This window comes from Proteus sp. G4415, assembly GCF_963896075.1.
Classification (GTDB): Bacteria; Pseudomonadota; Gammaproteobacteria; order Enterobacterales; family Enterobacteriaceae; genus Proteus; species Proteus mirabilis.
In genome coordinates this window covers 24850-38170 of record NZ_CAWQOK010000052.1, presented here as the reverse complement: position 1 = coordinate 38170, position 13321 = coordinate 24850, and the positions used below count along the sequence as shown (strand labels likewise).

General features: G+C 40.3%; 12 protein-coding genes and 1 rRNA gene. 7 read left to right on the top strand and 6 right to left on the bottom strand.

Translation table 11 applies throughout. From position 1 onward, the window contains the following. Nucleotides 1-22 precede the first annotated feature (22 nt). Together AACU95_RS05380 and gmhB are read right to left on the bottom strand one after the other, a co-directional pair. Nucleotides 23-1565 (bottom strand): 16S ribosomal RNA (locus AACU95_RS05380). A 395-nt stretch (nt 1566-1960) separates the two neighbouring features. Next, nucleotides 1961-2527 carry a D-glycero-beta-D-manno-heptose 1,7-bisphosphate 7-phosphatase gene (gene gmhB / locus AACU95_RS05375; protein WP_004245445.1) on the bottom strand — a complete coding sequence of 189 codons (567 nt, stop codon included), beginning with the start codon at nt 2525-2527 and terminating at the stop codon, nt 1961-1963. A gap of 210 nt (nt 2528-2737) precedes the next feature. Between gmhB and metN the strand changes: the two genes are divergently transcribed. From metN to proS, 6 genes are all read left to right on the top strand, one after another. Further along, a complete protein-coding gene (gene metN, locus AACU95_RS05370) occupies nt 2738-3769 on the top strand; it encodes a methionine ABC transporter ATP-binding protein MetN (RefSeq protein WP_004245446.1) in 1032 nt (343 codons plus the stop codon). Further along, nucleotides 3762-4415, top strand: coding sequence for a methionine ABC transporter permease MetI (locus tag AACU95_RS05365; RefSeq protein ID WP_004245447.1), 654 nt, complete (start codon nt 3762-3764; stop codon nt 4413-4415). The genes metN and AACU95_RS05365 overlap by 8 nt, the downstream gene beginning before the upstream one ends. A gap of 94 nt (nt 4416-4509) precedes the next feature. Beyond that, entirely contained in the window at nt 4510-5325 is an 816-nt protein-coding gene (locus tag AACU95_RS05360) for a MetQ/NlpA family lipoprotein (RefSeq protein WP_004248707.1), read from the top strand. Between the two features lie 130 nt (nt 5326-5455). Continuing rightward, nucleotides 5456-5866 (top strand): Rcs stress response system protein RcsF, encoded by a 411-nt coding sequence (gene rcsF, locus AACU95_RS05355; protein ID WP_004248708.1) that lies wholly within the window; start codon nt 5456-5458, stop codon nt 5864-5866. Then, nucleotides 5863-6570: a tRNA (N6-threonylcarbamoyladenosine(37)-N6)-methyltransferase TrmO gene (tsaA, locus tag AACU95_RS05350; protein ID WP_004245450.1), complete on the top strand. Its 708-nt coding sequence runs from the start codon at nt 5863-5865 to the stop codon at nt 6568-6570. Before rcsF ends, tsaA begins: the two co-directional genes overlap by 4 nt. A 173-nt stretch (nt 6571-6743) precedes the next feature. After that, complete coding sequence (gene proS / locus AACU95_RS05345; protein ID WP_004245451.1) at nt 6744-8459, top strand: proline--tRNA ligase; 1716 nt, start codon at nt 6744-6746, stop codon at nt 8457-8459. 116 nt (nt 8460-8575) lie between these two features. Here proS and nlpE read toward each other — a convergent pair whose 3' ends face one another. Continuing rightward, entirely contained in the window at nt 8576-9256 is a 681-nt protein-coding gene (gene nlpE / locus AACU95_RS05340) for an envelope stress response activation lipoprotein NlpE (protein WP_004245452.1), read from the bottom strand. Nucleotides 9257-9517: 261 nt separating this feature from the next. Between nlpE and rof the strand changes: the two genes are divergently transcribed. Then, the gene (gene rof, locus AACU95_RS05335) at nt 9518-9778 is read left to right on the top strand and encodes a Rho-binding antiterminator (protein ID WP_046334573.1); all 261 of its coding nucleotides are present in this window, start codon (nt 9518-9520) and stop codon (nt 9776-9778) included. Nucleotides 9779-9814: 36 nt separating this feature from the next. Here rof and tilS read toward each other — a convergent pair whose 3' ends face one another. The 3 genes from tilS to accA form a co-directional block, all read right to left on the bottom strand. Further along, nucleotides 9815-11140, bottom strand: a complete 1326-nt coding sequence (gene tilS / locus AACU95_RS05330) for a tRNA lysidine(34) synthetase TilS (protein ID WP_004248710.1) — start codon at nt 11138-11140, stop codon at nt 9815-9817. Nucleotides 11141-11313: 173 nt separating this feature from the next. After that, nucleotides 11314-12057, bottom strand: a complete 744-nt coding sequence (locus tag AACU95_RS05325) for an SDR family NAD(P)-dependent oxidoreductase (protein WP_004250252.1) — start codon at nt 12055-12057, stop codon at nt 11314-11316. Between the two features lie 296 nt (nt 12058-12353). Beyond that, complete coding sequence (accA, locus tag AACU95_RS05320; protein WP_004245456.1) at nt 12354-13313, bottom strand: acetyl-CoA carboxylase carboxyl transferase subunit alpha; 960 nt, start codon at nt 13311-13313, stop codon at nt 12354-12356. Between the last annotated feature and the right edge of the window lie 8 nt (nt 13314-13321).

The following is a 13321-nucleotide window of genomic DNA, read 5'->3' as shown; positions in this document are numbered from 1 at the left end:
CACATAACACGTATCTCTTAGGTAAGGAGGTGATCCAACCGCAGGTTCCCCTACGGTTACCTTGTTACGACTTCACCCCAGTCATGAATCACAAAGTGGTAAGCGCCCTCCCGAAGGTTAAGCTACCTACTTCTTTTGCAACCCACTCCCATGGTGTGACGGGCGGTGTGTACAAGGCCCGGGAACGTATTCACCGTAGCATTCTGATCTACGATTACTAGCGATTCCGACTTCATGGAGTCGAGTTGCAGACTCCAATCCGGACTACGACAGACTTTATGAGTTCCGCTTGCTCTCGCGAGGTCGCTTCTCTTTGTATCTGCCATTGTAGCACGTGTGTAGCCCTACTCGTAAGGGCCATGATGACTTGACGTCATCCCCACCTTCCTCCGGTTTATCACCGGCAGTCTCCTTTGAGTTCCCACCATTACGTGCTGGCAACAAAGGATAAGGGTTGCGCTCGTTGCGGGACTTAACCCAACATTTCACAACACGAGCTGACGACAGCCATGCAGCACCTGTCTCAGCGTTCCCGAAGGCACTCCTCTATCTCTAAAGGATTCGCTGGATGTCAAGAGTAGGTAAGGTTCTTCGCGTTGCATCGAATTAAACCACATGCTCCACCGCTTGTGCGGGCCCCCGTCAATTCATTTGAGTTTTAACCTTGCGGCCGTACTCCCCAGGCGGTCGATTTAACGCGTTAGCTCCAGAAGCCACGGTTCAAGACCACAACCTCTAAATCGACATCGTTTACAGCGTGGACTACCAGGGTATCTAATCCTGTTTGCTCCCCACGCTTTCGCACCTGAGCGTCAGTCTTTGTCCAGGGGGCCGCCTTCGCCACCGGTATTCCTCCACATCTCTACGCATTTCACCGCTACACATGGAATTCTACCCCCCTCTACAAGACTCTAGCCAACCAGTTTCAGATGCAATTCCCAAGTTAAGCTCGGGGCTTTCACATCTGACTTAATTGACCGCCTGCGTGCGCTTTACGCCCAGTAATTCCGATTAACGCTTGCACCCTCCGTATTACCGCGGCTGCTGGCACGGAGTTAGCCGGTGCTTCTTCTGCGGGTAACGTCAATTGATAAGGGTATTAACCTTATCACCTTCCTCCCCGCTGAAAGTACTTTACAACCCTAAGGCCTTCTTCATACACGCGGCATGGCTGCATCAGGCTTGCGCCCATTGTGCAATATTCCCCACTGCTGCCTCCCGTAGGAGTCTGGGCCGTGTCTCAGTCCCAGTGTGGCTGATCATCCTCTCAGACCAGCTAGAGATCGTCGCCTAGGTGAGCCTTTACCCCACCTACTAGCTAATCCCATATGGGTTCATCCGATAGTGCAAGGTCCGAAGAGCCCCTGCTTTGGTCCGTAGACATTATGCGGTATTAGCCACCGTTTCCAGTAGTTATCCCCCTCTATCGGGCAGATCCCCATACATTACTCACCCGTCCGCCGCTCGTCAGCAAGAAAGCAAGCTTTCTCCTGTTACCGCTCGACTTGCATGTGTTAGGCCTGCCGCCAGCGTTCAATCTGAGCCATGATCAAACTCTTCAATTAAAAGTGTTTGATGCTCAAAGAAATCGAAAACTTAGCTTATTCATTATATGAATTAACTTGTTAGTCACTCTTCAAGACTTGATACATCTAATTTTTTAGAAGATATCGTCTCTGCGAGTGCCCACACAGATTGTCTGATAATTTGTTAAAGAGCAGTGCAACTATCGCTGCCGTTTCCGGTCTTCTGCGTTGTTGCGAGGAGGTGCATTCTACATCTTCCTCATTCAGTGTCAAGCGCTAATTTATCAGGCTTTTCACTTTTTCTTTTGTTCTCTCAGCCGGTTCGCTTAGCGCCCTGTGCCGTGACAACGAGGACGCATTATAGGGAGTTTTCTGAGGCTGGCAATAGTTTTTTGAAAAAAAATGTTTGTTTGTTGGTTAATTAAACGAAGTGCCTATTTTTTGTGGCTTTTAAGCCATTTTGGCAAGTCGGCTAAGCTATCTAGAACAAAATCTGCACAAGTTTCGGCCTCTTCTGTAATCGCTTTTCCTGTGCGAACGAGAATTTTATGCCCAACGCCAGCCGCTTTTGCTGCCAACATATCTTCTTTTTTATCTCCCACCATATAAGAAGATGCCATATCGATGTTTAATTGTGCTTTCGCATCCATAAACATACCTGTTGCAGGTTTACGACAGTCACACTCTTTTTTGTATTCTTCTATAATTGCATCTGGATGATGTGGGCAATAATAAATGCCGTCTAAATCGACACCTCGATCAGCTAAAGACCAATCCATCCATTCAGTTAAATGTAAAAACTGATCTTCACTATAATACCCTCGACCAATACCTGACTGATTAGTCACTAGCACTAAAGCATATCCCATGGCTTTTAATTCAGCCATTGCTTCAATCACACCTTCGATAAATTCAAAGTTATCAATTTCAGATACATAACCATGATCGATATTAATCGTTCCATCGCGATCTAAAAAAATCGCAGAAATCCCCTTGCTCACAGCATTACTCCTTTTAGATATTTGCGCTTAGTATCGCATGTTTTTTCTTATATAGAGAAGCATATCCACCTTTCTTTCTTTTATTGACTATTATTACCTATTACGCTTCTGCTCTTTTTTGTTGACTTGGACGTCTAGACGCCTTAACATCTATTTTAACTCGGGCAGAATAGCGTGAATGTCCCATATTCTACTTATATAAAGAACAAGATGATTAAACTGACGAATATAAATAAAGTATTTAAGCAGGGAGCGCGTTCAATACAAGCGCTATCAAATATTAACCTGCATGTGCCACAAGGGCAGATTTTTGGTGTGATTGGATCGTCAGGTGCAGGTAAAAGTACTCTCATACGCTGTGTAAACATGTTAGAAAAGCCGACATCAGGTGAAGTTTGGGTTGATGGTCGTGATCTAACAAAATTATCTGATAAAGAATTAACCAAAGCACGTCGTGGCATTGGCATGATTTTCCAACATTTTAATTTACTGTCCTCAAGAACGGTATTTGATAATGTTGCCTTACCTCTAGAACTTGATAACACGCCGCGTGCAGATATTAATAAACGTGTTAATGAGTTATTAGAATTAGTGGGTTTAGCAGATAAAAAAGAGTATTACCCTGCCAATTTATCAGGGGGACAAAAGCAGCGTGTTGCGATTGCTCGAGCATTAGCTAATTCACCAAACGTTTTATTGTGTGATGAGGCAACTAGTGCTCTTGATCCCGCAACGACGCGTTCTATTTTAGAACTGTTAAAAGATATTAATCGTCGTTTAGGATTAACTATTTTACTTATCACTCATGAGATGGATGTTGTAAAACGTATTTGTGACCAAGTTGCCGTGATCAGTGGTGGTCAATTAGTTGAAAGTGATGCGGTAAGTGAGGTTTTCTCTCACCCTAAAACACCCGTTTCTCAAGCATTTATTCAATCAACATTACAATTGGATATTCCTGACGATTATAAAGAACGTATGAAGCCAGAGTGGGAAGAAGGCTTATTCCCGCTGTTAAAGCTTGAATTTAATGGGTTATCTGTTGATGCGCCATTAATGTCTATTGTTGCTCGTCGTTTTGATGCTGATATTAATATTTTAAGTTCTCAAATGGACTATGCCGGTGGAGTAAAGTTTGGCGTGATGCTAGCAGAATTACACGGTAAAAATGGTAACACAGAAAAGTCTATCGCGTTTTTAGAAGAGCATCATGTGAAAGTAGAGGTTCTCGGTTATGTCTGAAGGAATGATTTATTTATTAATTAGTGGGATCTGGGAAACCTTAGTCATGACATTTGTCTCAGGCTTTTTTGGTTTTGTCATTGGATTACCATTAGGTGTCTTACTTTATGTGACTCGTCCAGAGCAAATTATGGCGAACTCCCCCGCTTATAAAGTAATTTCTGCTTTAGTTAATATTTTTAGGGCCATCCCTTTTATTATCTTATTAGTTTGGATGATCCCTTTTACACGTATGGTAGTAGGAACATCCATTGGTTTACAGGCGGCTATTGTTCCGTTAACTGTAGGAGCTGCACCTTTTATTGCACGTATGGTAGAAAATACCTTATTAGAAATACCTCATGGTTTAATTGAAGCTTCTCGTGCCATGGGGGCAACACCAATGCAGATAATCAAGAAAGTTTTATTACCAGAATCTTTACCAGGTTTAATTAATGCTGCAACCATTACACTCATTACATTAGTCGGTTATTCCGCAATGGGTGGTGCTGTGGGTGCTGGTGGTTTAGGTCAAATTGGTTATCAGTATGGTTATGTGGGCTATAATGCCACAGTAATGAATACCGTCATTGTACTACTTGTTATTCTTGTTTTTATCATTCAGTTTATTGGCGATCGTTTAGTTAAACTGACAACACATAAATAAATGAATTAAAGGTTTCTATTCATCTACTATCTAATCAATAAATGTAGTTTGTATGAAACCTTTTATTTAACCAGTTCAAAGAAAGGGTAAATCTATGTCATTGAAATTTAAATCACTTGCTGTAGTCAGTGCGTTAGTCGGTGCTTTAGCTTTAGCAGGTTGTGGCGAAAAAGAAAAAGATCCCAATCATATCCGTGTGGGGGTTATTTCTGGTTCTGAACAACAAGTTGCTGAAGTTGCTAAACAAGTCGCTAAAGATAAATATGGACTTAATGTTGAACTCGTCACTTTCAATGACTTTGTCATGCCGAATGAATCATTAAGCCGTGGTGATATTGATATTAATGCCTTTCAACATAAGCCTTATTTAGATCAACAAATCAAAGATCGTAATTACAAAATTACGGCTGTAGGTAATACCTTTATTTACCCTATTGCTGGTTATTCTAAAAAAATAACGGATTTAGCAGATTTACCCGATGGTGCACAAGTGGCTATCCCTAATGATCCAACCAACTTAGGTCGTTCACTGCTACTTTTAGAAAAAGTAGGATTAGTGAAATTAAAGGAAGGGGTTGGTTTATTACCGACTAAACTGGATATCATTGAAAATCCGAAAAACATACAATTAGTTGAGTTAGAAGCACCACAATTACCGCGCTCTTTAGATGATCAAAAAATCTACTTAGCGGTTATTAATACAACCTATGCGAGTCAAGTTAACTTAACTCCAGCAAAAGATGGTATTTTTGTTGAAGATAAAGATTCACCTTATGTCAATATTATTGTTGCCCGTGAGGACAATAAAGATGATGAAAATGTGAAGAAATTTATTCAATCTTATCAAACAGATGAAGTTGATAGCGCTGCGAATAAGATTTTTAACGGTGGTGCAGTAAAAGGTTGGTAATCATCTCACAACTCAACTTAATAATAAAAAAGGCGGACATTTGTTCGCCTTTCTCTTTTTTACTGGGCTAATTTGCATTAAATTAGGGCGGTTTAATTTTTGTATAGACAATAATAAAGAGGATATACCCATGCACATGCGCTTGCTACTTATTGGCATTATAGCGCTGTTTATGACCGGCTGTTCAATGCAGAAATCATCTGATGTTGATCAGTCTAAGTTTACGGATATGCGTTTAAATAAACCTGGCCAACCACAAAAGCCCAAACAGCAAACTTTATCTCCTGTTCGCATTGTTGAAAAAACAGAAGATCTTTTAGGTGCGCCTTTTAAAGATTTAGGTGTTGTTGCCGGTGAATCTTGCCGACAAACACTACAAGATCCACCCGCAAGCTTACCTGCTGCGAAAAAAAGAATGGCTATCAAAGCGGCTTATAAAAATGCGAATGCAGTTTTATTACATGAATGCCAAATAGTCACAGGAATGGGTTGCTATCAATCGGCAATCTGTGAAGGTTCAGCACTATTAATTACTCAATGAATAGCTACCAAATAACATCTATAGGGCATATTATCAGCCCTTATAAAGAGAAATTTGCCGTTCCTCGCCAACCTGGATTAGTCCAGGATGGCGTAGGCCAGCTAATACTACACACACCTTATAATCATCCTGATGCAGTAAGAGGCTTAGAACAATTTAGCCATCTTTGGTTATTATTTATTTTTCATCAAACAGCGCAACAAGGTTGGCATCCATTAGTGCGCCCGCCAAGATTAGGGGGGAATAGCAAACTCGGGGTTTTCGCCACTCGCTCAACTTTTCGCCCTAATGCTATCGGCATGTCATTAGTCGAGCTAAAAGATATCATTATTGAAAAGCAATCGGTGATTTTGCAACTAGGCAGTCTAGATCTTATTGATGGAACCCCCATTATTGATATCAAGCCGTACCTTCCCTATGCTGAGTCTATTGCGGATGCAACAGCAGGCTTTGCCCAATATGCTCCTCATGAAGAAATGGAGATTCTTTTTTCTGAAGATGCCACACAGCAGTTACAATATTACTCTCATCAATATCCTCATCTTATGCGATTTATCACTCAAGTATTGCAACAAGATCCGCGTCCTGCTTATAAAAAAAGCGAACAAAGTGATAGAGTATATGCCGTGCATTTACTGGATTTTAATATTCGTTGGCAAGTCAATGGGCAGCAAACACTTGTTCTTAGTATAGAACCGCGCTAACTTGCACTTACTAACATTGAAACTTCTTGTCTTTAAGCAAATCAGATTGAAAAAAATGCTTTGCCTCTTTTGGCAAACCTAAGTCACTGGTAGACTAAAGACTTTCTCTATTTATATTGATGTAGACTGGCCTGACAGTCAGCCTAAGTATTTTTGTTCTAATGGAACCTAATATGCGTACTAGCCACTATTTGCTCTCTACTTTGAAAGAGACGCCTGCTGATGCCGAAATTGTCAGCCATCAACTCATGCTTCGCGCAGGTATGATCCGTAAACTCGCATCTGGCCTTTATGATTGGATGCCGACCGGTGTTCGTGTCCTGAGAAAAATTGAGAAAATTGTTCGTGAAGAGATGGACAACGCAGGCTCACTTGAAATTTCAATGCCGGTTGTTCAGCCTGCTGATCTATGGCAAGAAAGTGGCCGTTGGGAACAATATGGCCCAGAATTGTTGCGTTTTACAGATCGCGGTGAGCGTCCTTTTGTTTTAGGTCCAACCCATGAAGAAGTGGTGACCGATATTGTTCGTAATGAAATCACCTCTTACAAACAACTACCACTCAACCTTTACCAAATTCAAACTAAATTCCGTGATGAAGTACGCCCGCGCTTTGGTGTTATGCGTTCACGTGAGTTTATCATGAAAGATGCCTATTCATTCCATATCTCTCAAGAGTCTCTACAAGAGACTTACGACAGAATGTATCAAGCCTATAGCAATATCTTTACTCGTATTGGTTTAGACTTCCGTCCAGTATTGGCTGATACAGGCTCTATTGGTGGTAGTGCCTCTCATGAATTCCAAGTATTAGCAGATAGCGGAGAAGATGATATCGTATTCTCAACAGCATCTGACTATGCTGCTAATATTGAATTAGCAGAAGCGGTTATGCCAGCAACACCTCGTTCACCAGCAACAGAAGAGTTACGTTTAGTAGATACACCAAACGCAAAAACTATTGCTGAATTAGTTGAACAATTTAATCTGCCTATTGAAAAAACAGTTAAAACACTTATTGTTCATGCAACTGAAGAAAGTGGTCATAAATTAGTGGCTTTATTAGTCCGTGGTGATCATGAGCTCAATGAAATAAAAGCAGAAAAATGTAGCATTGTCGCTTCACCTTTAGTTTTCGCGACTGAAGAAGAGATCCGCCAAGCTGTTAATGCAGGTCCAGGCTCTCTTGGTCCAATTAACTTGCCATTACCAATCATTATCGATCGCGCTGTATCTGTTATGAGCGATTTTGGTGCTGGTGCAAATATTGATGGTAAACACTACTTTGGTATTAACTGGGAGCGTGATTTACCTCTTGCTGAAATGGCGGATATCCGTAATGTTGTCGAAGGTGATCCAAGCCCAGATGGTAAAGGTACTTTACTTATCAAACGTGGTATTGAAGTCGGTCATATCTTCCAACTAGGTAAGAAATATTCTGAAGCATTAAAAGCAACGGTACAAAACGAAGAAGGCCATAACCAAGTTGTGACTATGGGTTGTTATGGTATTGGTATTACTCGTATCGTTGCAGCGGCAATCGAACAAAATCACGATGCTCGTGGTATTATCTGGCCTGATGCTATCGCACCTTTCCAAGTTGCCATTTTACCAATGAACATGCATCGTTCTTATCGTGTAAAAGAAGTAGCAGAGAAACTCTATGCTGACTTACGTGCACAGGGTATTGATGTATTATTTGATGATCGCAAAGAGCGCCCAGGTGTGATGTTTGCAGATATGGAACTGATTGGTGTACCACACACCATCGTGATTGGTGATCGTAATCTGGATAACGAACAAGTTGAGTATAAAGCACGCCGTAGTGATGATAAATCGCTGGTCAATGTGAATGATGTTGTTGCCTTTATTAAAGAGCAACTGGTTTAATCCATTTAATATTGTTTAGCCCTTATGGGCTAAACTGACCAAACTTAACGACTGCTGTTACCACTTTTGTTAACGTAAAAAAACCGCTTTATTTAAAGCGGTTTTTTTATAATGAATTAACTTCTGCTATTACGACGGCTATTGCAAGAGCCATGACGATCAAAGCGTGGTTTATTATCGGTAACCACTAATGCACGATCATACTGTCCATCTTCCATTGAAGGACGAATACTATAGTAACCTCTAACCTCTAGATAGACAGGTGTTCCGCCATCAACGCCTGTAGCAAAATAGCCTTTTTCTAATACTAATCCATCAGCGGCATAGACACGTCCAGATTGGCAATCTTTAAAGGTTCCAGCGTCAGCAAAATAGGTAAATTCCCCCGCTAACTGCTTAGGTTGAACCTTTGCTAAGGTATAATTAAGACCCGAATTAATTACATTACCATCGATATCCAACATAACTAATTTATCTTCACGAGGTAAATAGTAACTCTTCTCGCCATAACTATTAGTCAAGGTCAGTTTATCTTTACTTAATGACCAAGTACCTGACTCAAAAAAACTTCGATTGTCATCAGAAGTGCCTTGGTAACTTTGCTCCATTACATAAGAGCCATCTTGATTGACAAGAATAGTCGTGTCGATACCAGAACAATCGGCACAAGGTAGAATACTGTTATATGTTTGATCAACAATTTTACCATCGAGTGACAGGCCAATATTATTCTGGCAGCCTGACATAATAAATAACCCTGCAGCAATGGCTGCAAATAAAAGTTTTTTCCCCATCATCAACTCCCTAAGTTCTGGGTACTTTCTAATTTCTCGTTTTCAATGCTAGTTTAGCATTTTTTTAAGCAAAAAGGGTGAATAAAACCCCCTTTAAGATAATTACACTACGTTTTAGTATAAATTCTTAAATCTTGTCGCAGAATGCACTATTTCAGAAAATTATCACAATAACTATTGTGATCACTTCGAATAACAGCATAATGATTTTATTCTGAATTATTCACTGGCGGCAATACCGCCACGAACGAGTGGTGAGGGAATATGTCAACAAATACAGAATATCAACCAATTAATTGTGATGATTATGAATATTTGGAGTTAGCTTGCCAACGAAGCTTAACACTCCATATTGAATTACATAATGGTGAGCAAATTGATGGTGTCGCAGATGATCTCTTTTTAAGTAAAAAAGTTGAATATCTGAAAGTAAAAACATCTGAGGGTGCAAAAGATTTACGACTGGATATTATTGCCAGTTTTTCTCATCCCGAACTTGGCACTATCATAATCAAATCTGAATAACTATTTACATAAACAACCGCCGTAATTGGCGGTTGTTTACGACGCTTGCCACTCAATTGTTATACTTTGTTCTGTTGTTGCATTTCCCTCTAAAGTCACAAAAGTATTAACCGCTGCAATTAATGTATCGTTATAATAAATCAATGGGATACGAGTTCTTTGCCATGGGGCAATATTAAGCTCTTGCCAAATTTTCTTGCTTGATCTGGCCAAATCTCGCCCAACAATACGTAAAGATGAAGCCGTTAAGCCAAAACGAACCGTCACTTTTTCATCTGCTAACGGTGCTCTGCAGATTGTTTTACCGCTATCACGACTCACCGCTAATATCCCTAACTGATTAGGCAAAATTAAAGGTTGTGATAATGACCATTCGATAACCCTATCCGTTAGTTCTTCCATAACTGGCACAAGATAGAGGCGTTGTTGATAACGCCTAACTTCATCTTGGAAAAAACGTAACCGTGGCTCTGCATCTGCTTTAGCTAAAGCAACTTCTTGCCATAGCCGCGACAATTGAGATCTTGATGGCATGCTTTTATTACATTTAGCAAACCAACGACGCAACAATGCATTACGTTTTATTTCGCTACAGCGGGACAATAAATTGATATCTAAACTCTGATGCTCATCAATCAATTGCTGCAATTCTACATCGAGTAACTCATCTAAGAGCGCTTCTTGTTCACCACACAGTGCGGCACTACGAGTAACTGCTTGAGAAAAATGTGGCCAGCGCTGAGTCAATAGAGGCATAACATGTAAACGTAAGAAATTGCGATCATAGCGATCATCTTGATTACTATCATCCTCAATCCATAATAAACCGTGCTCATGTGCATAAGCTTCGATTTGTTCACGTGTAATATTAAGTAATGGTCGTAATAAATACCCTTGTTCAAAAGGCATTTTTGCAGGCATTGAAGACAACCCTGCCGGTCCACTACCGCGTTTAAGCGCTAATAGGAAAGTTTCCGCTTGATCATCTTGATGTTGTGCCGTCACTAAAACTTGATTAGGCTGTAAATATTGGCGATAAGCTTGATAGCGCGCTTCTCTGGCACCCTGCTCAATCCCCCCTTCTTTCCCATTGACTTGTACTCTTTCACTGATAAAACTGACCTGCCAGTTATGACAAAAATGTTCGCAATGCGTGAGCCAATCATCGGCTTTTGAATTCAATCCATGATGAACATAAATTGCCGTTAATTCTAAAGGAAGTTGATATTTATCACGTAAGCAAACCAACCCATGCAATAAAACGGTTGAATCAACTCCACCACTAAAACCCACTAAAATATGAGTATGAGAGCCAATTTGTCGTTTAATTTCGTTAATAAGAGGACAATTTTTCAGTTCCATAGCATTATCAGTTATCGAGGAATTCAATGGGTTATGTTAAGCCTTTCCATTGCATTTTGCACGAACACAACCTTTCGCCGCAACATAATAAAAAAGAAAGCAGAATATAACTTTTCACTTAAGCTGATAACGATACTAAGAAAATGCTGTCCTCATCGCTGTCATGGGTTTAATTATGCCGTAAAGCCACCATCAACGAGATAAGAAGCCCCTGTGACAAACGAGGCGGCATCACTTGCTAAAAAGGCAACAACATTAGCCACCTCTTCAGGTGTACCTAACCGACCAATAGGGTGTAAAGCGACGAGTTTTTGTTTGTCTAATTCACGCCCCTCTAATAAAGGAGTATCAATATAGCCTGGACAAACAGCATTAACACGAATACCTTGACTGGCATAATCAAGCGCTAACGTTTGTGTGAGTAATTTAATGCCCCCTTTAGAGGAGCAATAAGCAGGAAATGCATGCTGGCCGACAAAAGAGCAGATTGAACTACAGTTAACAATAGCACCTGTGGTTTTAGTTTCTAACCAATGTTGAATAACCGCGCGGTTAATAAGAAATAGTCCATTAAGATTAACATCAAGCACTTTTTTCCATTGATCGTAATGTAATTTATCGGCAACGGTATCGGTTAAAACCCCCGCATTAGCAAATAAAAAATCCACTTTGCCATAATGTTTTACTACATGCTTAACCAGTTGTTGATTATCTTGCTCATTGGCGGCATCCATTTGAACAAATTCTGCGGAAAACCCTTTATCTTGCAAATACTTTTGTGCTTTTTCCCCACGACCTGAATGACTTCCAGTAATAACAACCGATGCCCCTAGTGATAAAAATTTCTCAGCGCTAGCTAAACCGATACCACTATTACCTCCGGTGATAATGCCTACTTTGTTGCTAAATGAAATCATAACTTTTCCTTCTTTGATTAACGATAAGCCTTATCAAATCATAGGTAGGGTTACGTATTTTTTAAGCAAAGATAAACATAAATCTTATATTTGAGATCGAGTTAACATATTGATATATAATTAAAAATGAAAGTATCACAAGCTATTACTATTAACAATAGAAATAGTTTTATAAAAGAAAAATTAGCTGGAGTGATAGTGGTGTGATAATAGCCTGATCCTATTCGCCATAAAAAAAACCCCATGCTATAGCATGGGGAGTGATCTTTTTAATAGCTAGCTAAGTACCCGCTCAATCAGCAATAGCCATATTCCATTAAGCGTTGATAACGGCGGTTAGTGAGCTCTTCTGTATCAAACTCATCTAACTGCGCTAAATCAGCTTTTAGCTGCGCTTTTAGTGATGCTGCCATTTCATCATAATGACGATGAGCACCACCTAAAGGTTCAGGGATCACCGTATCAATCAATTTTAATTCTTTTAAACGATTTGCCGTGATCCCCATAGCTTCAGCAGCTAATGGTGCTTTATCAGCACTCTTCCATAGAATAGAAGCACAACCTTCTGGCGAAATAACGGAATAGGTGCTGTACTGCAACATATTTACTTTATCACCCACACCAATCGCCAAAGCACCACCAGAGCCACCTTCGCCAATAACGGTACAAATAATTGGCACACCAAAGCGAGACATTTCTCTTAAATTACGAGCAATCGCTTCTGATTGTCCACGCTCTTCAGCGCCCACCCCCGGATAAGCTCCCGGAGTATCAATAAAAGTGATAATAGGTAATTTAAAACGTTGTGCCATTTCCATTAAACGTAGCGCTTTGCGATAACCTTCAGGAGCTGGCATACCAAAATTACGACGAATTTTTTCTTTCGTTTCACGTCCTTTTTGATGACCAATGATCATCACCGGACGACCGTCTAAACGAGCAATACCACCGACAATCGCTTTATCATCAGCATAAGCGCGATCGCCCGCCAACTCCTGAAAATCAGTAAAAACACGATTAATATAATCAAGGGTATAAGGTCTTAATGGATGACGAGCAAGTTGTGCCACTTGCCATGCACCAAGATCAGAGAAAATTTTTCGAGTAAGTTCTAAACTTTTTTCTCTTAAGCGTGCAACTTCTTCATCAATATTAATATCAATTTTTTCATCATGTTGGCTAACTGCGGTTAGCGAATCGATTTTCGCTTCTAACTCGGCAATTGGCTGTTCAAAATCCAGAAAATTAAGACTCATAACATTCC

Bases quoted from the DNA above. Each gene is read 5' to 3' on its own strand.
- proS (WP_004245451.1), top strand. From the start codon at position 6,744: ATGCGTACTAGCCACTATTTGCTCTCTACTTTGAAAGAGACGCCTGCT.
- AACU95_RS05360 (WP_004248707.1), top strand. From the start codon at position 4,510: ATGTCATTGAAATTTAAATCACTTGCTGTAGTCAGTGCGTTAGTCGGT.
- metN (WP_004245446.1), top strand. From the start codon at position 2,738: ATGATTAAACTGACGAATATAAATAAAGTATTTAAGCAGGGAGCGCGT.
- AACU95_RS05365 (WP_004245447.1), top strand. From the start codon at position 3,762: ATGTCTGAAGGAATGATTTATTTATTAATTAGTGGGATCTGGGAAACC.
- rcsF (WP_004248708.1), top strand. From the start codon at position 5,456: ATGCACATGCGCTTGCTACTTATTGGCATTATAGCGCTGTTTATGACC.
- rof (WP_046334573.1), top strand. From the start codon at position 9,518: ATGTCAACAAATACAGAATATCAACCAATTAATTGTGATGATTATGAA.
- nlpE (WP_004245452.1), bottom strand. From the start codon at position 9,256: ATGATGGGGAAAAAACTTTTATTTGCAGCCATTGCTGCAGGGTTATTT.
- tsaA (WP_004245450.1), top strand. From the start codon at position 5,863: ATGAATAGCTACCAAATAACATCTATAGGGCATATTATCAGCCCTTAT.
- accA (WP_004245456.1), bottom strand. From the start codon at position 13,313: ATGAGTCTTAATTTTCTGGATTTTGAACAGCCAATTGCCGAGTTAGAA.
- tilS (WP_004248710.1), bottom strand. From the start codon at position 11,140: ATGGAACTGAAAAATTGTCCTCTTATTAACGAAATTAAACGACAAATT.
- AACU95_RS05325 (WP_004250252.1), bottom strand. From the start codon at position 12,057: ATGATTTCATTTAGCAACAAAGTAGGCATTATCACCGGAGGTAATAGT.